This is a genomic window from Micromonospora sp. NPDC047740, from assembly GCF_043204735.1.
Taxonomy (GTDB): Bacteria; Actinomycetota; Actinomycetes; order Mycobacteriales; family Micromonosporaceae; genus Micromonospora.
In genome coordinates this window covers 299,518-320,383 of the sequence record NZ_JBIDCT010000007.1, presented here as the reverse complement: position 1 = coordinate 320,383, position 20,866 = coordinate 299,518, and the positions used below count along the sequence as shown (strand labels likewise).

15 protein-coding genes are annotated in these 20,866 nt (G+C 73.4%); 8 read left to right on the top strand and 7 right to left on the bottom strand.

Annotated features, from left to right (window positions below):
* Positions 1 to 37: 37 nt before the first annotated feature.
* Positions 38 to 697 carry a response regulator transcription factor gene (locus ACGF4F_RS15965; protein ID WP_357438536.1) on the bottom strand — a complete coding sequence of 220 codons (660 nt, stop codon included), beginning with the start codon at positions 695 to 697 and terminating at the stop codon, positions 38 to 40.
* Between the two features lie 52 nt (positions 698 to 749).
* Positions 750 to 2,054 (bottom strand): sensor histidine kinase, encoded by a 1,305-nt coding sequence (locus tag ACGF4F_RS15960; RefSeq protein ID WP_393077914.1) that lies wholly within the window; start codon positions 2,052 to 2,054, stop codon positions 750 to 752.
* A 387-nt stretch (positions 2,055 to 2,441) separates the two neighbouring features.
* Between ACGF4F_RS15960 and ACGF4F_RS15955 the strand changes: the two genes are divergently transcribed.
* From ACGF4F_RS15955 to ACGF4F_RS15930, 6 genes are all read left to right on the top strand, one after another.
* Complete coding sequence (locus ACGF4F_RS15955) at positions 2,442 to 3,212, top strand: redox-sensing transcriptional repressor Rex (RefSeq protein WP_357438436.1); 771 nt, start codon at positions 2,442 to 2,444, stop codon at positions 3,210 to 3,212.
* Positions 3,209 to 4,582, top strand: coding sequence for a glutamyl-tRNA reductase (locus ACGF4F_RS15950; protein ID WP_357438434.1), 1,374 nt, complete (start codon positions 3,209 to 3,211; stop codon positions 4,580 to 4,582). Before ACGF4F_RS15955 ends, ACGF4F_RS15950 begins: the two co-directional genes overlap by 4 nt.
* Entirely contained in the window at positions 4,579 to 5,574 is a 996-nt protein-coding gene (hemC, locus tag ACGF4F_RS15945; protein ID WP_393077910.1) for a hydroxymethylbilane synthase, read from the top strand. Before ACGF4F_RS15950 ends, hemC begins: the two co-directional genes overlap by 4 nt.
* A complete protein-coding gene (locus ACGF4F_RS15940) occupies positions 5,571 to 7,151 on the top strand; it encodes a uroporphyrinogen-III synthase (protein WP_357438429.1) in 1,581 nt (526 codons plus the stop codon). The genes hemC and ACGF4F_RS15940 overlap by 4 nt, the downstream gene beginning before the upstream one ends.
* 12 nt (positions 7,152 to 7,163) lie before the next feature.
* Positions 7,164 to 8,147, top strand: a complete 984-nt coding sequence (gene hemB, locus ACGF4F_RS15935) for a porphobilinogen synthase (RefSeq protein ID WP_357438426.1) — start codon at positions 7,164 to 7,166, stop codon at positions 8,145 to 8,147.
* Positions 8,148 to 8,783: 636 nt separating this feature from the next.
* Positions 8,784 to 9,353, top strand: a complete 570-nt coding sequence (locus tag ACGF4F_RS15930; protein WP_357438423.1) for a helix-turn-helix transcriptional regulator — start codon at positions 8,784 to 8,786, stop codon at positions 9,351 to 9,353.
* A gap of 33 nt (positions 9,354 to 9,386) precedes the next feature.
* Here the strand turns inward: ACGF4F_RS15930 and ACGF4F_RS15925 are convergent, their stop codons facing one another.
* The 3 genes from ACGF4F_RS15925 to ACGF4F_RS15915 form a co-directional block, all read right to left on the bottom strand.
* On the bottom strand, positions 9,387 to 12,659 hold the full coding sequence (locus ACGF4F_RS15925; protein ID WP_393077905.1) for a lamin tail domain-containing protein: 3,273 nt from the start codon (positions 12,657 to 12,659) through the stop codon (positions 9,387 to 9,389).
* Between the two features lie 94 nt (positions 12,660 to 12,753).
* On the bottom strand, positions 12,754 to 13,770 hold the full coding sequence (locus ACGF4F_RS15920) for a GNAT family N-acetyltransferase (RefSeq protein ID WP_393077957.1): 1,017 nt from the start codon (positions 13,768 to 13,770) through the stop codon (positions 12,754 to 12,756).
* Between the two features lie 73 nt (positions 13,771 to 13,843).
* Complete coding sequence (locus ACGF4F_RS15915; protein WP_393077902.1) at positions 13,844 to 15,196, bottom strand: lytic murein transglycosylase; 1,353 nt, start codon at positions 15,194 to 15,196, stop codon at positions 13,844 to 13,846.
* Positions 15,197 to 15,252: 56 nt separating this feature from the next.
* Here ACGF4F_RS15915 and ACGF4F_RS15910 point away from each other — a divergent pair, with 56 nt between their 5' ends.
* Together ACGF4F_RS15910 and ACGF4F_RS15905 are read left to right on the top strand one after the other, a co-directional pair.
* A complete protein-coding gene (locus tag ACGF4F_RS15910; RefSeq protein ID WP_073834410.1) occupies positions 15,253 to 15,474 on the top strand; it encodes a zinc ribbon domain-containing protein in 222 nt (73 codons plus the stop codon).
* A 155-nt stretch (positions 15,475 to 15,629) separates the two neighbouring features.
* The gene (locus ACGF4F_RS15905) at positions 15,630 to 18,431 is read left to right on the top strand and encodes an adenylate/guanylate cyclase domain-containing protein (RefSeq protein WP_357438414.1); all 2,802 of its coding nucleotides are present in this window, start codon (positions 15,630 to 15,632) and stop codon (positions 18,429 to 18,431) included.
* A gap of 61 nt (positions 18,432 to 18,492) precedes the next feature.
* On the opposite strand, the gene ACGF4F_RS15900 is transcribed toward ACGF4F_RS15905, so the two are convergent.
* Both ACGF4F_RS15900 and ACGF4F_RS15895 read right to left on the bottom strand, forming a co-directional pair.
* Entirely contained in the window at positions 18,493 to 19,035 is a 543-nt protein-coding gene (locus tag ACGF4F_RS15900) for a phospholipase (RefSeq protein WP_357438412.1), read from the bottom strand.
* Positions 19,036 to 19,201: 166 nt separating this feature from the next.
* Positions 19,202 to 20,860, bottom strand: a complete 1,659-nt coding sequence (locus ACGF4F_RS15895; protein WP_357438409.1) for a family 10 glycosylhydrolase — start codon at positions 20,858 to 20,860, stop codon at positions 19,202 to 19,204.
* Between the last annotated feature and the right edge of the window lie 6 nt (positions 20,861 to 20,866).

Here is a 20,866-nt window from a genome sequence, read left to right as displayed (position 1 = left end):
ACGCATCGGGCGGGGGAGGGGGCACAGGGGGAGGGGGTTAGGCGCGGAGGTGGGTTAGGACGGCCAGGACGCGGCGGTGGTGGTTCGTGGCGTCCTGGGGGAGGTCGAGTTTGGTGAAGATGTTGCGGACGTGCTTCTCCACCGCGCCGTCGCTCACCACCAGCGTCCGGGCGATCGCGGTGTTGGAGCGGCCCTCGGCCATCAAGGCGAGCACCTCCCGCTCGCGCGGCGTCAGCGCGGCCAGCGGGTCGTCGCGCCGCCGCCGGACCAGCAGTTGGCTGATCACCTCGGGGTCGAGCACCGTGCCGCCGGCGGCCACCCGGCCCAACGCCTCCAGGAACTCGTCGATCGCGGCCACCCGGTCCTTGAGCAGGTAGCCGATCCCGCCGCCACCGGCGCCGCCGGTGGTGGCGAGCAGGTCGTCGGCGTACGACACCTCGACGTACTGGGAGAGCACCAGGACCGGCGTACGCGGCACCCGGCGGCGCGCCTCCACGGCCGCCCGGAGCCCCTCGTCCGTGTGCGAGGGCGGCATCCGCACGTCCACCACCGAGATGTCCGGTTGGTGCGTCACCACCGCCTCGACCAGGGCGTCGCCGTCGCCGACAGCCGCCACCACCTCGTGTCCCGACTCGGTCAGCAGCCGGACCAGCCCCTCCCGGAGCAGTACGGCGTCGTCCGCGATCACCACCCGCATGGGTCCGCTGTCTATCACGTCCTCGGTCACCGGTCCGCCCTCCGGGTCCCCGTCAGCGAGGCAGTTCGGCGTGGACGAGGGTGGGACCGCCGGCCGGGCTGGACACGTCGAGCACGCCGCCGGCCGCCCGTACCCGGTCGGCGATGCCGCTCAGGCCGTGCCCCTTGGCCAGGTGGGCGCCGCCCACCCCGTCGTCCGCCACGCCGATCTCCAGCCGGCCGACCCGGCTGGCCACCTCCACCCGGCAGGCCGTGGCCCGGCTGTGCTTGGCGACGTTGGTGAGCGCCTCGGCCACCACGAAGTACGCGGTGCTCTCCACCGCCGGGTCGAGCCGGCCGCCGGGCGTACCCAGGTCGTCGTCGACCAGCAGCTCGGCGGGGACCAGGGCGCGGGCGGCGAGGGCGGCCAGGGCGCTCGGCAGGCCCCGGTCGACCAGGATCGGCGGGGCGATCCCCCGGGAGAGGGCGCGCAGCTCGTCGAGGGTCTCCCGGGTCTGGGTGACCGCCTCGTCCAGGGTCCGGCGGGCCGCCTCCGGGTCGACGGCGAGCTGCTGGCGGGCCCGGCTGAGGTCCATGGCGAGGCGGACCAGCCGCTGCTGCGGGCCGTCGTGGATGTCCCGTTCCAGCCGGCGCAGCGCGGACGCCTCGGCGGAGGCGGCGGCCCGCTTCTGCTCCTCCAGCGTGGTGATCCGGTGTCGCATCTCGGCCACCCCGGTGAGCAGGGAGCGGGCCAGGCCGGCCTGGAGCCGGGCGCAGCCCCGGGCCACCAGCGGCAGGGTGAGCAGGCAGAACAGCCCGAACGAGGTGTTCAACGCGATCCGCGGGACGGGCCCGACGCCCATCCCGAGCAGTTCGCTGAGGTCCTGCTGGCCGGGGCCGTGCGGGATCGCCCAGTCGTAGGTGAAGTAGAGCGTGCCGCCGACGGCCACCGCCCACCAGACCAGCACGATCACGAAGGTGGGCAGCGTCACCAGCAGCTTGACGAAGGCGTGCAGCAGGTCGAGCCAGGACTGGGCGTCGCGCATCGGCACCAGGAGCCGCCGCCAGTAGCCCGCCCCGGGCGCGGGAGTCAGGTAGACGGGGCGGACCCGGGGTTGGCGGAGCACGGCGGGCAGCCGGAGCCGCTCGAGATCGGCCAGCGCACGGGCCGCGTACAGGGTGCCGGCGAGCACGGGCAGGCCGAGGGTGGTGACCAGCAACCCGGCGGTGAGGGAGATTCCCACCACGGCCAGGACGAACCCGACCAGCGCCAGCGGCAGGCCGGCCAGCACGTAGCCGGAGTCGCGCAGGAGCCGCCGGCCGAGGCCGGGGGCGGGTGTGGTGGGAGTGGGCGCGGTGGCCAGCGGTACTGCGGTCATGCCCCGAGGCTATGGGCCGGGACCCGCCGGACCCATCCCGTGCACCGGCCTCTCCGAGGTGAGGTTCTCCCTACCCCGGGTGGGGAAATCGCCGCCTCGTCCGTGACACAGCGCGACCAGGCGCGTGCGATTGGTCAGAGAAGTCGGGATTGAGCAATAATCGCCGAGCGGCGCCTACCGAGCGCGGTCAATCGATCTTGTGAACTGGAGGGGCAGGTGGAGGCACGTCGCGGGCCAGCAAGATCGCGATTTGTGCACCCCTTCACAAGCGCCTACTCTGTAGTTCCGACGCGCCCTGCTAGCACAGCCGGCACCATCGGTCGCCAGCGGGAGTCCCGAAACGACCGGCCGCCGACGCTGGTCGAGGATCGCACCGCACGGAGTCTCATGAGTCAGCACCGTCACCCTGGCGCGCCCGGTCGCGCTGGTGCCGTACCGGCGCTCCCGGACCTGCCCGAGGCGACCGTCGCTCGGCTCCCGGAATACCTCCGTGCCCTGCACAATCTCGCCGAAACCGGCCACGAGACGGTGTCCAGCGAAGGGCTGGCCAACGCCGCCGGGGTGAATTCGGCGAAGCTACGCAAGGACCTCTCCCACCTCGGCTCGTACGGCACCCGCGGGGTCGGCTACGACGTCGGGCTGCTGATCGACCAGATCGAGTTCGTGCTCGGGCTCACCCAGCGCCGGGCGGTCGCCCTGGTCGGCGTGGGTAATCTCGGTCACGCCCTGGCCGGCTACGACGGCTTCGCGAGCCGCGGCTTCCGGATCGCCGCGCTCTTCGACGCGGACCCGTCCCGGGTCGGCGAGGAGATCAGCGGCCTGACCGTCCGGCACGTCGACGAGCTGCCCCGGGTCGCGGCTGCGGAGTCGATCTCGATCGGCGTGATCGCCACCCCGGCGTCCGCCGCGCAGGCGGTGGCCGACCAGCTCGTCGCTGTCGGCGTGACGAGCATCCTCAACTTCGCGCCGTGCGTACTCTCAGTTCCGGAGGGGGTCGACGTGCGCAAGGTCGACCTCGCGATCGAGCTGCAGATCCTGTCCTTCCACGAGCACCGCAAGGCGTCGCTGACCGCGCTCCCCGCCTCCGGCGGGTCCGCCCTCACCGCTCTGCCCGGCGGGTTCGCGGCCACCGACACCCAGGAGGCGATCGGCACGTGAAACTGCTCGTCGTCGGCGCGTCCTACCGCACCGCCCCGGTTGCCACGCTGGAGCAGCTGGCGGTCCCGCCCGCCGATCTCACCCGCACCCTGGACCGCCTGGTCGCCCAGCCGTACGTCGCCGAGGCCGTGCTCGTCTCCACCTGCAATCGGGTGGAGGTGTACGCAGCCGTCTCCGGCTTCCACGGCGGCCTCGGCGACATCTGTGCGGTCCTGGCCGAGCAGGCCGGCTGCCCGCCGGCGGCGCTCGCCAACCACCTCTACGTGCACTACGACGCCGCGGCCGTCGACCACGTCTTCCGGGTCGCCGCCGGGCTGGACTCGATGGTGGTCGGCGAGGCGCAGATCCTCGGCCAGCTTCGGGACGCGTACCACTCGGCCAGCGGCACCGACTCGGCCGGCCGGCTGCTGCACGAGCTCATGCAGCAGGCGCTACGGGTGGGCAAGCGCGCGCACGCCGAGACCAACATCGACCGGGCCGGACAGAGTGTCGTCACCGCCGCCCTGGACCTGGCCGCCGACCTGCTCGACGGCGACCTGGCCGGCCGGCCCGCCATGGTGGTCGGCGCGGGTGCGATGGGCTCGCTCGGCGTGGCCACCCTGTCCCGGCTGGGCGCCGGGCCGCTGACCGTGACCAACCGGGGCGCCGACCGGGCCGTCCGGCTGGCCGAATCGTACGGTGCGAACGCCGTGCCGATGGCCGAGCTGGTCGACGCGCTTTCCACAGTGGACATCGTAGTGGCCGCCACCGCGGCCACCGAACCGGTCCTCACCCGCGACGTGGTGGCCCGGGCAACGGCCCGGCGGGACGCCGGCCGGTGCCCGCTGGTCCTGCTCGACCTGGCCGTCCCGCGCGACGTCGAGGAGGGCGTCGCCGCGCTGCCCGGCGTCGAGGTGATCGACATCGACCGGATGGCGGCCATCCTCGCCGACGGTCCCGCCGCCGCCGACGCCGCCGAGGTGACCCGGATCGTCGGCGGCGAGGTCGAGGCGTTCCTCAGCTGGCTGCGCGGCGCGGACGTGGCGCCCACCGTGGCCGCGCTGCGCGGACGCGCCGACGACGTGGTCACCGCCGAGCTGCGCCGGCTCGCCCAGCGCCGCCCCGACTTCACCGACGACCAGCGCGCCGAGGTCGCCCGCACCGTGCACCGGGTGGTGCAGCGGCTGCTGCACCAGCCGACCGTACGGGTGCGCCAGCTCGCCGCCGAGCCGGGCGGTGACCAGTACGCCGCCCTGTTGCGCGAGCTGTTCGACCTGGAGGTGCCGCAGACCTCCCCGGTCGACACGGTGCCCGACGTGGTGGCGACCGACACCGACGGTCGCTCGTCGTTCGACGCCCTGGACTTCCCGCCCACCGGAGGTGCGCGATGACCGCTCCCCTGCGCCTCGGCACCCGGGGCAGCGCCCTGGCGATGGCCCAGTCGGGCCATGTCGCTGCGGCCCTCACCGCGGCCACCGGCCGCGAGGTCGAGCTGGTCGAGGTGGTGACCGCCGGCGACCGCTCCGCTGCGCCGGTGCACCGGCTCGGCGTCGGGGTCTTCGTCTCCGCGCTGCGGGACGCGTTGACCGCCGGCGTCATCGACTTCGCCGTCCACTCCTACAAGGACCTGCCCACGGCGGAGGCCCCCGGCCTGCACATCGCGGCGGTGCCGCCCCGGCAGGACCCGCGTGACGCGCTGGTCGCCCGGGACGGCCGTACGCTTGCCGAACTGCCGCCCGGCGCGCGGGTCGGCACCGGCGCGCTGCGCCGCATCGCCCAGTTGCACGCGCTGGGGATGCAGCTCGAGGTCACCCCGCTCCGGGGCAACGTGGACACCCGGCTCGGCCGGGTGCTCGGCCCGGACGCCGACCTGGACGCCGTCGTGCTGGCCCGGGCCGGGCTCGCCCGGCTGGACCGGACCGACGTGATCACCGAGACGCTCGACCCGATTCTGATGCTGCCCGCGCCCGCCCAGGGCGCGTTGGCGGTGGAGTGCCGGGTCGACGACCAGGACCTGATCGAGCTGCTCGCACTGCTCGATCACGCACCGTCCCGCGCCGCGGTCGTCGCGGAGCGGGCACTGCTGGCCACCCTGGAGGCCGGGTGCAGCGCGCCCGTCGCCGCCTACGGCGTCGTCGCCGAAGGCGAGCCAACCGGCTCAACCGCCGAGGGCGATGTTGTCCAGGAGATCTACCTGCGCGGGGCGGTGATCAGCCCGGACGGTTCCCGTGACATCCGGCTGTCCCGCACCGGAACGCCCGCCGACGCGGCGGAGATCGGCAAGGCACTCGCCGCCGAACTCCTCGAACTCGGCGCCGACACGATCCTCGGCCAAGAAGGACACGCCGGTCCGGGGACCCAGCAAATTGGGAGCACAGAATGACCCGCACCCGTAAGCCCGCAGGCCGTATCGCGTTCGTCGGGGCCGGACCCGGCGACCCGGGCCTGCTGACCCGCCGGGCGCACGACGCCCTGGTCGACGCCGATCAGGTGGTGTACGACCGGGGAATCCCCGAGTCGCTGCTCGACCACGTCCGCGCCCAGGCCAAGTCCGACGCCCAGTTCAGCCCGGCCGAGGGCGTACCGGGGGATGTGGCGAAGGTGCTGATCTCCGCGGCCCGCTCCGGGCAGAACGCGGTGCACCTGGTCGCCGGCGACCCGTTCGGTCACGACTCGGTGGTCAAGGAGGTGCAGGCGGTGGCGCGTACCGCCGCGCACTTCGAGGTGGTGCCGGGCGTCGGTCAAGCCGAGGGGGTGGCCACCTACGCGGGTGTGCCGCTGCCGGGGGTGCGGACCGTGGCGGACGTCGAGGACGTCACCGCGCTGGACTTCGACGCGCTGGCCGCGGCCGTCAGCCGGGGCTCGCTGGCCCTGGCCGTGGACGCCGGTGACCTGGCCGCCATCCGCGACGGCCTGCTGGCCGCCGGGGTGGCCGGCACCACCGCCGTCGGGGTGACCGGTGACGGCACCGGCGAGACGCAGTACACCACCACGTCGACCGTGGACTCGTTCGTCGCGGCGGCGCTCGGTTTCACCGGGCGGGTCGTGCTCACCGTCGGGGAGAGCGTCAGCCAGCGCGACAAGCTGAGCTGGTGGGAGAACCGGCCGCTGTACGGCTGGAAGGTGCTCGTCCCCCGGACCAAGGAGCAGGCCGGCGTGATGAGCGCGCGGCTGCGCGCGTACGGGGCGATCCCGTGCGAGGTGCCGACCATCGCGGTCGAGCCGCCGCGTACCCCCGCCCAGATGGAGCGGGCGGTCAAGGGCCTGGTCGACGGCCGGTACGCCTGGGTGATCTTCACCTCGGTGAACGCGGTCCGGGCGGTCTGGGAGAAGTTCGCCGAGCACGGCCTGGACGCCCGGCACTTCGGCGGCGTCAAGATCGCCTGCATCGGCGAGGCCACCGCGGACGCGGTACGGGCGTTCGGCATCCAGCCGGAGCTGGTGCCCTCGGGCGAGCAGTCCTCGGAGGGCCTGCTGGCCGAGTTCTCGCCGCACGACGAGATCCTCGACCCGGTCGGGCGGGTGCTGCTACCGCGCGCCGACATCGCCACCGAGACCCTCGCCGCCGGGCTCACCGAGCGCGGCTGGGAGGTCGACGACGTGACCGCGTACCGGACCGTCCGGGCGGCGCCGCCGCCGGCCGAGATCCGCGACGCGATCAAGTCGGGCGGGTTCGACGCGGTGCTCTTCACCTCGTCCTCCACGGTCCGGAACCTGGTCGGCATCGCCGGAAAGCCGCACGCGCGTACCGTTGTTGCTGTCATCGGGCCCAAGACGGCGGAGACGGCGACGGAGTTCGGCCTGCGGGTCGACGTGCAGCCTGCGCACGCCTCGGTGCCCGATCTGGTGGAGGCGCTCGCCGCCTACGCCGTCGAGCTGCGCGAGAAGCTCGCCGCCATGCCGGCCAAGCAGCGCCGGGGCTCGAAGGTGCAGGGGCCGACCGCCCTGAGGTTCCGCTGACAGGAGGCTCCCGTGCCGTACCCCGAGATCCGGCCCCGCCGGCTGCGCCATAACGCGGCCGTGCGGCGGCTGGTCTCCGAGACCCGCCTCGACCCGGCCGAGCTGGTGCTGCCGATGTTCGTCCGGGAGGGGCTGACCGAGCCACGAGCGGTCGCGTCTCTCCCGGGGGTGCTCCAGCACTCCCGGGACTCGCTGCGCAAGGCCGCCGTCGAGGCGGTTCAGGCCGGCGTGGGCGGGCTGATGCTCTTCGGGGTGCCCGCCGAGCGGGACGCCACCGGCTCGGGCGGCCTCGACCCGGACGGCATCCTCAACGTCGCCATCCGGGACGTCGTCGCCGAGGTCGGCGACGCCACCGTGGTGATGAGCGACCTCTGCCTGGACGAGTTCACCTCGCACGGGCACTGCGGCCTGCTCGCTCCGGACGGCGCCGTGGACAACGACGCCACGCTGGAGGCGTACGCCCGGATGGCGGTCGCGCAGGCCGACGCCGGGATCCACATGGTCGGCCCGTCCGGGATGATGGACGGCCAGGTCGGCGTGGTCCGTCGGGCCCTGGACGCCGCCGGACACCAGGACGTGGGGGTGCTCGCGTACGCGGTCAAGTACGCCTCCGCGTTTTTCGGTCCGTTCCGGGACGCCGTCGAGTCGGCGCTGGAGGGCGACCGACGCGCCTACCAGCAGGATCCCGCGAACCTGCGGGAGTCCCTGCGCGAGGTCGAGCTGGACGTCGCCGAGGGTGCCGACGTGGTGATGGTCAAGCCGGCCCTGCCCTACCTCGACGTGGTGTCGGCGGTCCGGGCCGCGGTGGACGTCCCGGTCGCCGCCTACCAGGTCTCCGGCGAGTACGCGATGGTCGAGGCGGCCGCCGCGAACGGCTGGGTCGACCGGGAGCGGGTGATGCTGGAGACGCTCACCTCGATCCGTCGGGCCGGCGCGCAGATCATCCTCACCTACTGGGCCGTCGAGGCGGCCAAGTTGCTCCGCGAGCGCTACTGAACGGCGACGGGGTTCGTTCCCCGGCTGTTAGGAAGCGGTACGACCGGGCGGCCGGGCGCGGTGGCTGCGCCGTCGCTTTGGGCGGTGCCTGCGCCGCTCTGGGCGGCGTCTCCGGGGCCCGGAGGCGGCGTCTCCGGGCCCAGCGCGTCTGTGGCACGAGCACGCTCGGCTCAGCGAATCGGCTTGGAGAGTGGGCGGGTGCTGCGGCTCAGCGGCTCGTCACCCTCAGTACCGGCCTCCGTGCTCCCTGACCTCCCACTCACTCACTTTGCTCTGCAGCCATCCACGCAGCAATCAACGCACTGTGTCCGATGCGTATGTGGCTGCAGAGCAAAGTTGGGAGGGGGATGGTTCAAGGCGGATGCACCGGCGGGGTTATTTGTCCGATTTAGGGGTTCTGTGGGCATCGGCTGAGGTGGTTCAGGCCTCCGGCGGCCTTGGTGGTGTCACCCAGCGTCACGTTCACGTGGAGTGACGACTGGCGGCCCATCGGCCCATCGGCCCGTCGGGCCGGCTCGGCCGGCGCACCAGCACGGGCCACCGACGCGGTGGCGGGTTGTCCACAGGCACCTTGGTTGTCCACAGCCGAGCAGGTCGGGGTTGTCGCGGTGCCGCCCGCGGCGAGAGCGTGGCGGCGTGACCGAGCCCGACACTCCCGAACAACCCGGCCTGACCGAGGAGGCCGGGGAACCGCCCACGATGCTCACTGAGCCCTTCGACGCCCCATGGCCCGCAGCCGGGATCGTCCGGGCGGTCCGCCGCCGGGCCGACGCCAGCCAGCGGGAGCTGGCCCGATTCGCCGGGGTGCATCCGACGACCATCGGCCGGATCGAGGCGGGCTCTCTGACGCCGAGCATCGCCATGCTGCGCCGGATCATCAGCGTGGCGGGGTTCCGCCTCGCCGTGGTCGACGACGCGGGCCGGGTGCTCAAGCCCATGCGCGACCGCGCCGACCTGCGGGACGGGGCGGAGCGAAGGTACCCGTCCCACCTCGACGTCGTCACCGATCCGGAGCCGGGGAGTGGTGGGCCGACCGGGTACGGCCTCGCCCGGCCACCGGAGACCTTCTATCGCGACCGGGCGGTCCGGGACGCCCTGCGCCGGCGCAGCCAGTGGGAGGTGCGGGTGGCCAAGTACCGGGGCGTACCGCCCCCGCCCCGGCCACGACGGCGCACCCACGAGATCGGCCCGCCGCCCGGCTGGTGAGCCGGACGGCGGGCCGCTACGCGGAACGGACCGTCAGTCGTCGTTCAGGATGGTGCCGACGGCGACCGGGTCGGCGAGCCGGAGCCCCGGCACGCCCGCCACGTACAGGGTGAGCTGCTCGTCCGCCTCACGCTTCTTGTCACCGCGGACGGTCACCGGGAAGGCGAGCGAGGTCTGGCCGGCGGCCAGCGTCAGGCAGCCCACGTACGGGTCGTAGTCCGACCCGGCCTGCGCGGTGGTGCCGTAGGTGGCGGCGCAGATCAGGACCGGCTCGGACAGCGGCCGGGACACGGTCACCGTGAACGCCAGGGTGCTGTTGCCCTTGTTGCCCTCGACCACCGACGCGTCGGCCACGCTCAGCGACGCCCGGGAGCGGAACCGGGCCACCTGCGGGTCGTGGTCGCTGGCGCCCCGGTCACCGAGGCCCTCGGCGTCGGTCGGGTAGTCGGCGTTGATGTGCGCCGCGCGGATCTGCACCAAGTCGCCGTGGAGCTTCCCGTTGGCGAACAGGTTGTCCAGTGTCTGCGCCTGCCCGTTGAAGGTGTACGAGTAGGCCGCCGCCGGCACGTCCGCCGCCAGGTCGTCCCAGAGGTTGTGCATCCCGGCCTGGTAGAGCGGGGCGAGCTGGTCCGACGGGGTCGGGTTCTCCCCGGTCGCGATCGGGTCGTCCGGCCGCGGGAAGACGTTCAGGTCACCGCCGTAGATGACCCGGGCGTCCGGGTCGCTCGCCTCGATGGCCCGCACCAGCGCGGCCCCGTACGCGGCCTGCTCCCGGCGCTGCCCGACCCGTGTGTCCGGCCCGGACGAGTAGTGGTTGCTGATCGCGTAGAGCGGGTAGTGCTCGGCCGAGCCCGGCGCCGCCGCCACGGTGAACGTGGCCAGCTGTGCCGCCCGGGTGTAGACGTTGGCGCCGTCCACGCCGGTGGAGCGGTCCACGTCGGCCGGCAGCACCGCGTTGAACGCCTTCGGGTTCTGCACGTCCGCGTTGGACGGCAGCCCCGCCGAGCGGTATTGCACCGTCGGGGCGGTGCCCAGCAGCGGGTCGGTCGCGGACGCCAGGGCCAGGGTCAGCCGGTCCGTGCGGTAGAGGAACGCCGAGGTGATGCCCCGGGCGTCCGAGCCGGTCCGGTCGTACGCCGCCGCGTAGGCGGGGCCACCGTTGGCCGTGATGGCCAGCGCCAGCTCCTGGACGGTGTCCGGCGCGCCGTCGGCGTTGTTCGTGTCGCCGCAGACCAGCTTGCCGTCGGCCACCGCGCAGATGTCCTGGTCCTCCGCCTCCTGCACCATGATCAGATCCGGGCTGTGCAGCGCGTTGACGATCTGCCGGGCCTCCACGTTCAGCCGGGCGGCGTACTCCGCCTCGCTGGCCGGCACGTAGTCGAACGGCGGGCTGACCCCGGTGCAGCCCGCGTTGCCGGCGAAGTCGCAGCCGTCGAACGGGTCGTCCCGGTAGTCGTACAGGTTCTCCAGGTTGTAGGTGGCGACCGCGACCTCGGCGTGCCGGTCCGCCGGCTGCGGCGGGTTGTTCTTCGCCGGATCTGCCCCACCGGTCAGCGTCAGCTGCTCCGGCTGCACGCTGTATTTGCTGAACGCGTACGAGATGGCCCCGTAGGCGTCCTCGGTGAGTGTGTCGTACGTGCGGGCCTCGGGCAGCAGCGCGGCCGAGTCCCCAGCGGTCGCCTTCACGCCGCCGGCCCCCAGCAGGATGCGCTGGTTGTTGCCGTTGTCGAAGAGCGTGCCCGGGATGTCGTCCAGCGGGTGCGCGTCCCGGAACACCCGGCGGGCGTACGGATCGGTCCGCTGCATGATCGGGTCCTCGCGGTCCACCACGTAGATCTCCGAGTCCCCGGTGGAGGCGAAGATGTGCCGCGGCGCGGACACGCCGCTGCCGGAGCGGACCCGCATCCGGGTGCCCTCGTGCCGTTCCCAGTACCGGGCGGCGGCGGCCGCGTCGGCCGGCGGCAGGGCGTCATCGACCTGCACGACGCTGTCCACGTCCAGCCCCGAGTCGAGCTTGCGGACCAGCGAGGCGCTGGAGAGCTGGGTCTGGTTGAAGAACTCCGAGACCCGGGCGCGCAGCACCACCTCGTCGCCGACGGTCGGCGCGTAGCCGCCGATCAACGTGGTGAACGAGCCCATGAAGACGAAGATGCCGTCCGAGGTGAGCGGGTCGCCGTCCGCGGTGCCCGTGCGGCTCTGCAGGTAGAAGCCGTACTGGTCGGCCCCGGCGGAGCTGCGGGTGAGCGACTTCTGGGTGATCACGCCGCGCACGTCGTAGAGAGCGGAGCTGGTGCCGTTGCCGCTGGCCGGGGCGAGCGGTGACCGGTCGGTGCTGCCATCCTCGTCGTCGCGGGTCTGGCCCTGCACCTCGCCGACCGACAGCAGGGCGGTGGCCTGCACGGTGAGGGTGCAGGTGGCGGTGCCGCCGTCGGCGTCGGTCGAGGTCACGGTGACCGCGTACGAGCCGGCCGGGAGGCCGGTCGCGGTCAGCGTCGCGGAGGCCGTGCCGCCGACCCCGGTGGCCGGGCTGAAGGCGGTACGGCTGATCGAGCCGCTCGCCGGCGCCGGGCTGACCCCGGTGACCGCCAGGTCGGTGACGGTGTCGTCGACGTCGCTGGCGGTGACCTGGCGGCTCGCCGCGCCGCCCGACTCGACGGTCAGCGTGCCGCCGCAGTTCAGCGTGGCCGGCTGGTCGACCGGGCCACCGTCGTCGATGGTGTGGCTGCCCAGCCCGTCGAAGGTGTCGGTGGGGAAGCCGGCCCACTGCACAGCCGGGTCGAACGGGTCCGACGGGTCGGTGTCGCCGGAGGTGACCGAGGGCAGCCGGCGCAGGGTGTTGTCGGCCGTGCTGATGAGCCCGGTGCCCCACTCGGTGCCCGGGTCCACGCCGACCTGCCCGATCGAATCGAGCACGGTGCCGCCCTTGCGCAGCACGATCGCGTCGTCGCCGTTGTAGAGCGAACCGCCGTACGTCTGGTCGGCTTGGGCGAGGATCGCGGGCGCGGCCGTGGCGGCGGCGAAGACGAAGACGTCGCCGGGGGCGACAGTGCCACTCAGCGCGACGTTCGTCGACGTGGTGGCCCCGTTGAAGAAGAACTGGAGCTGGTAGCCGCCGGCGGCCAGGTCGACCGGGGCACCGGTGCCGTTGTAGAGCTCGATGGCCTTGTTGTTGGACAGGCCCTCGACGTACTCGGAGATGAACAGGTCGGTGGGCGCGGCGCTGGCCGCTGGGGGCGCGACGCCGATGGCCGTCGCGGTGACGGCGGCGGTCGTCGCGAGCGCGGCGAAGGTGCGGCGCGGGCGCATGGGGCCTCCACGATGGGTGGGCGGGAACTAACGAACGTTAAGAGTCGACCCGGTCGGACGTCCATCCCCCGGGTGGCCTGTCGGTGAATTTCCGTCAGCGCTGGCTGTCGAGCCGATGCACCAGCTCGGCGACGTCCACGCTGTATTCGCACCACTCGCGGTCCGGGCGGTAGCCCAGCTCCGCGTTGACCTTCAACATCGCCTCGTTGGCCTGCGCGTTCCAGGTCTGCACCTCGGCCAGCTCCGGCTCGGCCGAGCGCAGCTCCAACAGCATCCGCGCCTTGATGGCCCGGTCGATGCCGTAGCCGCGGTGGTCCCGGACGACGATGGTGTCGTACTGGTCGGCCCGGGTCGGGTGCTGCGCCGGCACCACCACCTCGGTCAGCCCGGCCACCTCGCCGGTCTGCTCATGCAGGGCGAGCACGATGTACGGCTTCATGCCCCGCCGGTGCAGCGTGTCCAGGCTGTCCCGCAGCCGCTGCGGGTCGTACGAGCTGGGCCGAAGCTCGCCGTCGTCCACATCGCGCACCTCGGCCTTGGCCCGGGCGTACGCCTCGATCAGGTCGTCCGGCGGGCCGCCCGGGCAGAACTCGAGGTGGTAGCCGGCGCCGACGCCGGTGGCCATCTCGGCCAGCGCCGGCCAGTCCACCGTGCGCAGGTCGAGCACGCTGCGGGTCTCGACGTATTCGCGGGTGAAGCCGAGCGACTCGTAGAACCCCAGCGCCGGGGTGTCGCCGACCACCTCCACGCCGATCGACTGGAAGCCCTCATCCCAGACTCGGCGGCCGGCCACCCGCACCAGCTCGCGGCCCAGCCCGGTGCGCCGGACGACCGGGTGCACCAGCACCTCCAGCACCCCGATACCACCGAGCAGCAGCACGTTGACGTGCCCCAGCAACGGGCTCGGGGTGCCGTCCGGGGCCGGTTCGGCCTGAGCGACCCAGGAGATCCGCCGCTCACCGGGCATGACCTCGGAGAGGTATTCCCGCAGGGAGCTCTCCCGCCAGGGCGGATCCTGCGGCAGGTCGGCCGTCAGGACCGCGTTCAGCGTGTCCAGCAGCGACGCGATCTCGGCGGACGACGCGGTTCGAGGGTCCCACTCGCGCACCATCACCCGTCTAGCTTGCCGGGAACGGCTGCCCGGGGGAAGGGTCCAGTTCTCGAAATGTACGCAACCGGTTACGTCACGTACCGCTCAGCCGTCCGTACTCGTTCGCCTTGTCGAAGACGTCCTGGGCGTACCGGCGCACGTCGTTGTAGGAGAGGATGGCGTTCCACCAGTCGCCCGGGATGGTCATGTTCCGGCCGCCCTTGCACAGGTACTGGCCGGCGGCCAGGGCGGCGTCGTCGATGTCGTGCGGGTTCTTGACGCCGTCGTTGTCGGCGTCCGCGCCGATCTCCTGCCAGGTGCTCGGGATGAACTGCATCGGGCCGAGCGCCCGGTCGTAGACGGTGTTGCCGTCGAGCACGCCCCGGTCGGTGTCGGTGATCCGGGACCGCCCGCCCTGCCCGTCGAGCAGGTCGCCGAGGATGTTGGGCGAGGCGACCCCGTCCGGCTGCAGGGTGGCGCCGTTGGCCGCACCGTGCCGGGACTCGACGTATCCGATCGCGGCCAGCGTGGTCCAGCTGAGCTGGCAGCTCCGGTGGGTCTGTTCGAGCACCAGCTGGGCGTAGCCGTACGCCTGCAACGCGACCACCGGGATGCCGGTCGTCCCGCTCACCCGCTGGGCCCAGGCAGCCAGCGCGTCGGCCGGGCGGCCGGTCAGTGCCGGCCCGGTCGGCTGCCCGACGCCGGGTGGCGTCCCGGTCGGCTGGCCGGTCGCACCGGGCAGCCCAGGGGGCAGACCGACCCCGCCGGGCGCCACGCCGCCCTGGGGTACGCCGCCGGCCGGCGCGGTCGCGGTGGCGTCGACGGCGACCGGCTGCGGTTTGCGTACGGCTGCGGGCACCAGCAGCGCGCCGGCCGCCGCGGTGCCCGCGACCAGGACGAGCAGGAAGATGCCGAGTACGGTGGTGCGCCCGCTGGGGCGGCGCAACCAGTCCCGGGTGGCCCGGGCCGCGCCGACGGCGATTCGCCGGGGCGGCATCCGGACCGCGTGGGCGAACGGCATCCGCCGCCGCCGACCGCCGGTCTTCGATTCGGGGCCGCCCGCGGTGGTGGCGTCGGCCGGGGCCGGCTCGGCCTTCGTGGCGGTGGCGTCGGGCGAGGTCGGCTCCGCCTTCGTGGCAGTGGCGTCGGCCGGGGCCGGCTCCGGCTTCGCGCCCATCGGGATCGGCTGCGGCTTGACGTCGGAGGCGTCCGCCGGGGTGGACCCGGCCTTCGTGCCGGCCGCGGTGTCGGCCGTCGACTGTGGCTTCGTGCCGGGGGCGTCGGCCGGGGGCGACTCCGGCTGGCGGGTGCTCCCGGCGGCGGTGCCGGTGGAACCTGGCTCCGTGGCCGGCCGGGGGCGGGGCACGGGAACCGGCCCGGCCGCCCCGTCGGGCGGTACGGCCGGTCGCAGGGGTCGAACGTTCGATCGCTCCTCGCCGTCCACCACCCGTCGAGTATCACCCATACTCGCCGGGACGTCAGACCCGGTCGTACGCTGGTGGCATGCCCCGGTACGAGTTCCGCTGCCGCGCCTGCGGCGACACCTTCGAGGTCAACCGGCCGATGGCCGAGGCCGGCCAGCCGGCATCCTGCCCGCAGGGACACGCCGACACCGTGAAGCTGCTGTCGACCGTCGCGGTCACCGGCCGCGGTGGCGCCGGCCCGGTCGGCGGGGCGTCCGCCCCGGCCGGTGGGGGCTGCTGCGGCGGCGCCTGCGGCTGCTGACCGCCGGCGACCTCGTCTCGCCGGTCGATCCGTTCGTGCTGCCGGGGCCACCCGGTGGGACCTTGGTCGGGTGCTGCCCGACCGTTCTCACGATGCGTGATCGCCCGAACATAGGGCAGCATGGAGCCCGACGTCACGGGGCGGAGGTTCCACGCATGTCGCCACGGATCGACCTCCCGAGCGGATGGGTGACCTTCGTGTTCACCGACATCGAGGGCTCCACCCGGCTGGCCCAGCTGCTCGGTCCGGGCTACCCGGCGGTGCTGCGGGAACATCGCCGGCTGCTGCGCCACACGCTGGCCGACGGGGCGGAGCTGCTGACCGAGGGGGACTCGTTCTTCCTCGCCTTCCCGGACGCGGCCGCGGCGGTCACCGCCTGCCTGACCGCGCAACTGGCCCTGGCCGGCCACGACTGGCCCACCCCGGAGGCCGCGCCGCGGGTCCGGATGGGCCTGCACACCGGATACGTGGAACCCCGCGACGGCGAGTACGCCAGCCCGGAGGTGCACCGGGCCGCCCGGGTGGCCGCCGCCGCTCACGGTGGACAGGTCCTCTGCTCGGGGGTGACCGCCCGGCACGCCGATCCGCTGCCGGACGGAGCGTCCCTGTTGGACCTCGGGTTGCACCGGCTGCGCGGCTTCGACGACCGGGAGCGGCTGTTCCAGCTGGTGGCGCCCGGCCTGGAACGGAGTTTCCCCCGGCCGCGTACCGCCGACGCGGTGGCGCACAACCTGCCCACCCAGGTCACCTCGTTCGTCGGGCGGGAGGTGGAACGGGGCGAGCTGAAGCGGCTGGTCGAGACGTACCGCCTGGTGACCGTGCTGGGCGCGGGCGGTGCCGGCAAGACGCGGCTGGCGGTGGAGCTGGCCGGCGGGGTCGTCGAGGCGTATCCGGACGGGGTGTGGTTCGTCGACATCGCCGCGGTGACCGACCCGGGCCTCGTCGCGTTCGAGATCGCCGCGGTGCTTGGGCTCCGCCCAGAGCCCGGCCGCCCGATGGTGGACACCCTGGTGGAGTACGCGGCCGCCCGCCGGATGCTGGTCGTGCTGGACACCTGCGACGCCCAGCCGGCGGCCTCGGCCGCGGTGATCTCCCGACTGCTGGCCGGCGCCCGGGACGTCCGGGTGCTCGCCACCAGCCGCGAGTCGTTCGGCCTCCCCGGTGAGGCGGTGTGGCGGATCCCGCCGCTCTCGGTGGAGCCCCGCCCGGACGGCGGGGAGAGCGACGGGGTGGCCCTGCTGCTGGACCGGACGGCGGCGGCCCGGGGCGGCCGAGCGCCGGATCCCACCGAGCAGGTCGACCTGCGCCGGGTGGTACGCCGGCTGGACGGGCTGCCGCTCGCCATCGAGCTGGCGGCGGCGCGGCTGCGGGTGCTCTCCGCCGGGCAGCTCGCCGAGCGTCTCGACGACATGCTGGCCACATTGGACGCCGGGCGGGAGAAGCCGGAGCCGCCCCCGGTGGGGGAGCCCGGGGGGAGCGGCAACCAGGACCCGGTCGACCCGGTGGCGGCCGGGGGTGGTCCGCCCGCCCCGGCGACCCGCGCGGTGCACCGCTCGGCCGCCGAACGGCACCTGACCATGCAGGCCACGGTCACCTGGTCGTACCGGACGCTCGGGGCGCGCTCGGCCCGGTTGCTGCGCTGGCTGGCGGTCTTCGCCGGGCGGGTGGACCTGCCGACCGTGCAGTGGCTGCTCGACGAGGATCCGCTCGACCCGCTCTCGGTGCTGGTGGACAAGTCCATGGTGCTGGCCGAGCCGCACGCCTCGGGCAGCACCTACCGGATGCTCGACCCGATCCGGGCGTACGCGGCCCGGCGGCTGGTGGAGGCCGGCGAGGAGCAGACCGCCCGGGACCGGCACGTCGCCTGGTGCAGCCACACCCTGCAACGCGCCCACCTGGGTTCGGACGGCCACCCGGTCACCCTCTCCCTGTACGCGCTCGACCCGCTCGCCGCGGAGCTGCGGGCCGCGCTGCGCTGGTGCGCCACCGGCGGTAGCCCCCGCACCGGGCTGCGGCTGGCCGGCATGCTGGACCAGTGGTGGCGGGAGCGGGGGCTGGCCCGGGAGGGGCGGCTCTGGCTGTTCCGGCTGTACGGCCGGATCGCCGAGACCGGCGAGGCGATTCCGGAGGCGGAGCTGGCCGCGGCGTACCACTTGCACTCGCTGCACGCCGGCGCGGACGGTGAGTTCGCCGAGGAGCTGCGCTACTCGCAGCGGGCCGAGGCGGCCGCGCGGCAGGCCGGTGACCTGGGGCTGCTCGCCCGGGTGCTAGCGGGCCGGGCCGCGCCGCTGGTCGACATGGGACAGTTCGTGGAGGCGGAACGGGTCTGCCGCGAGGTGATTGACTGGGCGTACGCGCAGGACGTCGTCTCCGACGCCCTGCACGCCATCTACAACCTCGCCGAGCTGCTCTGGCGGCGGGGCGCGCTGGACGAGGCAGCCGAGTTGCTCGGCGCGGCCCGCCCGGTCGAGGCGGCCCGCCCGGTCGAGCGGGGGCGCCGCTCGGTGGACATGCTCCTCGGCATGGTGGCGCTGGCCCGGGACGACCTGGTCGCCGCGCACGAACACCTGCTGGTGGCGCTCCGCTCCCGGATGAACCACGGCTACCTGGGCCGGGCCTGCGACACGGTGAACGCGATCGCGGTGCGCTGCGCGCTGGGCGGGGACCCGGTGACCGCGGCCCGACTCTTCGGCGCAGCCCAGGCCACCCGGGCGAACCTGCGGGCCACCCCCGGCATCTACGGGCCGTACTGGCTGGCCCGGCAGGCGGAGCTGCGCCGGGCGCTCGGCGACGCGGCGTTCGACACCGCGTACGGCGCGGGCGGCGAGCTGGCCTTGGAGGAGGCGGCCGCCCTGGCCCTCGGCGTCGACCACCCCGACCTCGCCCCCGACTCCCCCCGCTTCATCGCCCCCACCCGCTCCTCCGCCCCGTCGCCGCGCCGCTCCACCGCAGGTTGATCAAGAAGTTCGCGCCGGTATGCCGATGCGAACTTCTTGATCAGCCGAGGCGGGGCGGGGGTCAGGAGGGCAGGGCGGCGCGGCGCTCGGCGTCGGCCTTGATCCGGGCGGCGCGGTCGAGGTCCGCCTGCTTGACGGCGGCGACGGAGCCGAAGTTCTTGACCGCCTGGTAGTACGTCCAGGCGAGGCTGGTGCAGGCCGGGCGGACCACCGAGTTGTAGGTGGCGCAGACCCGTTTCAGGTCCTCGTAGAAGGCGCTGTCGAGGCGCGCCTTGTTGGCCGAGAAGATGCCCATCGCCTTGTGGTTGCGGTAGCCGAAGTCGTGCCGGTAGCAGGAAAGCTCGAAGTTGAAGCCGAGCGGGTTGTCCGGGCTGGACGAGCAGTAGTCGGTCGACCAGTCGAAGGCGTACGCGGACCAGGCGGCCTTGTTCAGTCGGCCGGCGTTCCAGGCGTTGTAGCTGGTGGCGCTGGTTTGGGTCCAGCCCGACAGCACGCTGAGCTTCTGCTCACGGCTCACGGCGGCCTGCGCGGGCGAGGCGACACCGAGGGCGGTGAGCAGCGCGAACGCGCCGGAAGCGAGGACGGTGGCGAGGCGACGGGACACGGGATCCTCCGTGGGTCGGGGCTCGGACAAGGAGCACGGGTGATCACCAAGTGTCGACTTTCATCGATGGATGGGCAACGGCGGCCAGGCTACGGTTTGGTGACATACGTCGAAACAGACGAATGCCCCCGGTCGCCGGGGGCGGCCGGGGGCATTCGGAGGTGGGTCAGCGCACGACGCGCGCCGGGCTGGCCGGGCCCTCGTTCCAGACCCGGTCGAGCGCGGTCACGTAGTACGTGTAGCTCTGGCCGGCCGCGGCGTCGGCGTCGACCCAGGACTGCACGTCACCCGCAGTGCCCCGGACGGTCGCCACCAGGTGGGACGCGTCGGCGAAGGCGCACGCCTCGGCCTTCCCGGTGCCGTCGAACCGGTAGACGGCGTACGAGGTGGCGGTGCCGAACGGGCCGTTGCCGTCCGCCGGCTGCCGCCAGGTCAGGTGCACCCCGTCGGCCTGCCGGTGGGCCCCGGTGATCACCGGGAAGAGCAGCGGCTTGGCCGGCAGCTGCGCCATCGCCGGCACCAGCGCCGGGCGGGAGTAGTGCTCGGCCGCGTAGTTGTCGGTGGCGCCGAGCCGGTTGGCCCTCACCTGCACCGCAGAGAAGTGCACGTTGCCGAGCACCTCCGGGTACGACCGGTTGAGCGTCAGGTGGTTCGACAGCTCGTTCGGGTTCATCCAGAACGACCCGTACGCGGGGTCACCGCTCTTGTAGTCGGCCTGGCCGATGTAGAGCTGGACCTTGGTGCCGCGCACCTGCTCGGCCCACCACGGCACCAGCCGGGCGTAGTCGGCGGCCGGGTACTGGCCGATGTACCAGTAGAGCTGCGGCACCACGTAGTCGATCCACTCCTCCTTGATCCACTTACGGGTGTCGGCGGAGATGATGTCGTAGGACTGCGAGCCGGTGGTGTCCGAGCCGTTCGGGTCGGCCGACTTGTTGCGCCAGATGCCGAACGGGCTGACGCCGAACTTCACCCACGGCTTGACCGCCTTGATCTTGGCGTTCATCTCCTGGATGAGCAGGTTGATGTTGTCCCGCCGCCAGTCGGCCTGGTTGGTGAAGCCCCGGTTGTACTGCGCGAAGGTGGCGTCGTCCGGGTACTGGTAGGTGCCGCTCGGGTACGGGTAGAAGTAGTCGTCAAAGTGCACGCCGTCGATGTCGTACCGGTTGACCGCGTCCATCATCGCGGTCTGGACGAACTCGCGGACCTCGGGGATGCCGGGGTTGTAGTAGAGCCGGCTGCCGGCGACCCCGGCCGGCGGGTAGGCGAACACCCAGTCCGGGTGCTGCCGGGCCGGCGAGTTCGGGGCGAGCTTCGACAGGTCGGCGCCGGCGCCGCCCGGGGCCGGCATGGAGACCCGGTACGGGTTGAACCAGGCGTGGAACTCCAGGTTCCGCTTGTGCGACTCCTCGACGAGGAAGGCCAGCGGGTCCCAGCCCGGGTCCTGGCCGCGTACCCCGGTCAGGTACTCCGACCAGGGCTCCACCGGCGACGGCCAGAACGCGTCCGCCGTCGGGCGGACCTGGACGACGACGGCGTTGTGGTTGAGCTGCTGGGCCAGGTCGAGCCAGCCCAGGTACTCCGCCTTCTGCTTGGCGACCTGGTCCGGCGCGGTCCAGGAGGCCTTGCTGGGCCAGTCGATGTTGGTCACCGAGGCGATCCACATGGCCCGGAACTGCCGCTTCGGGGTGGCCGGGTCGGTGGTGCAGGTGGTCGAGGAGGTGGTCGTGGCGTCGGTGTCCGCGGCGCGCGCGGGGGTGCCGGCGACGAGTGCGCCGAGCAGCGCCACGGCCAGCCCGGCGGCGCTGAGCCGAGTTGCCTTCATGCGGTG

Excerpts from the sequence above, each read along its gene's own strand:
- ACGF4F_RS15920 (WP_393077957.1), bottom strand. The coding sequence starts at position 13,770 with ATGGTGCGCGAGTGGGACCCTCGAACCGCGTCGTCCGCCGAGATCGCG.
- ACGF4F_RS15910 (WP_073834410.1), top strand. The coding sequence starts at position 15,253 with ATGCCCCGGTACGAGTTCCGCTGCCGCGCCTGCGGCGACACCTTCGAG.
- ACGF4F_RS15965 (WP_357438536.1), bottom strand. The coding sequence starts at position 697 with ATGCGGGTGGTGATCGCGGACGACGCCGTACTGCTCCGGGAGGGGCTG.
- hemC (WP_393077910.1), top strand. The coding sequence starts at position 4,579 with ATGACCGCTCCCCTGCGCCTCGGCACCCGGGGCAGCGCCCTGGCGATG.
- ACGF4F_RS15905 (WP_357438414.1), top strand. The coding sequence starts at position 15,630 with ATGTCGCCACGGATCGACCTCCCGAGCGGATGGGTGACCTTCGTGTTC.
- ACGF4F_RS15955 (WP_357438436.1), top strand. The coding sequence starts at position 2,442 with ATGAGTCAGCACCGTCACCCTGGCGCGCCCGGTCGCGCTGGTGCCGTA.
- ACGF4F_RS15895 (WP_357438409.1), bottom strand. The coding sequence starts at position 20,860 with ATGAAGGCAACTCGGCTCAGCGCCGCCGGGCTGGCCGTGGCGCTGCTC.
- ACGF4F_RS15925 (WP_393077905.1), bottom strand. The coding sequence starts at position 12,659 with ATGCGCCCGCGCCGCACCTTCGCCGCGCTCGCGACGACCGCCGCCGTC.
- ACGF4F_RS15960 (WP_393077914.1), bottom strand. The coding sequence starts at position 2,054 with ATGACCGCAGTACCGCTGGCCACCGCGCCCACTCCCACCACACCCGCC.
- ACGF4F_RS15940 (WP_357438429.1), top strand. The coding sequence starts at position 5,571 with ATGACCCGCACCCGTAAGCCCGCAGGCCGTATCGCGTTCGTCGGGGCC.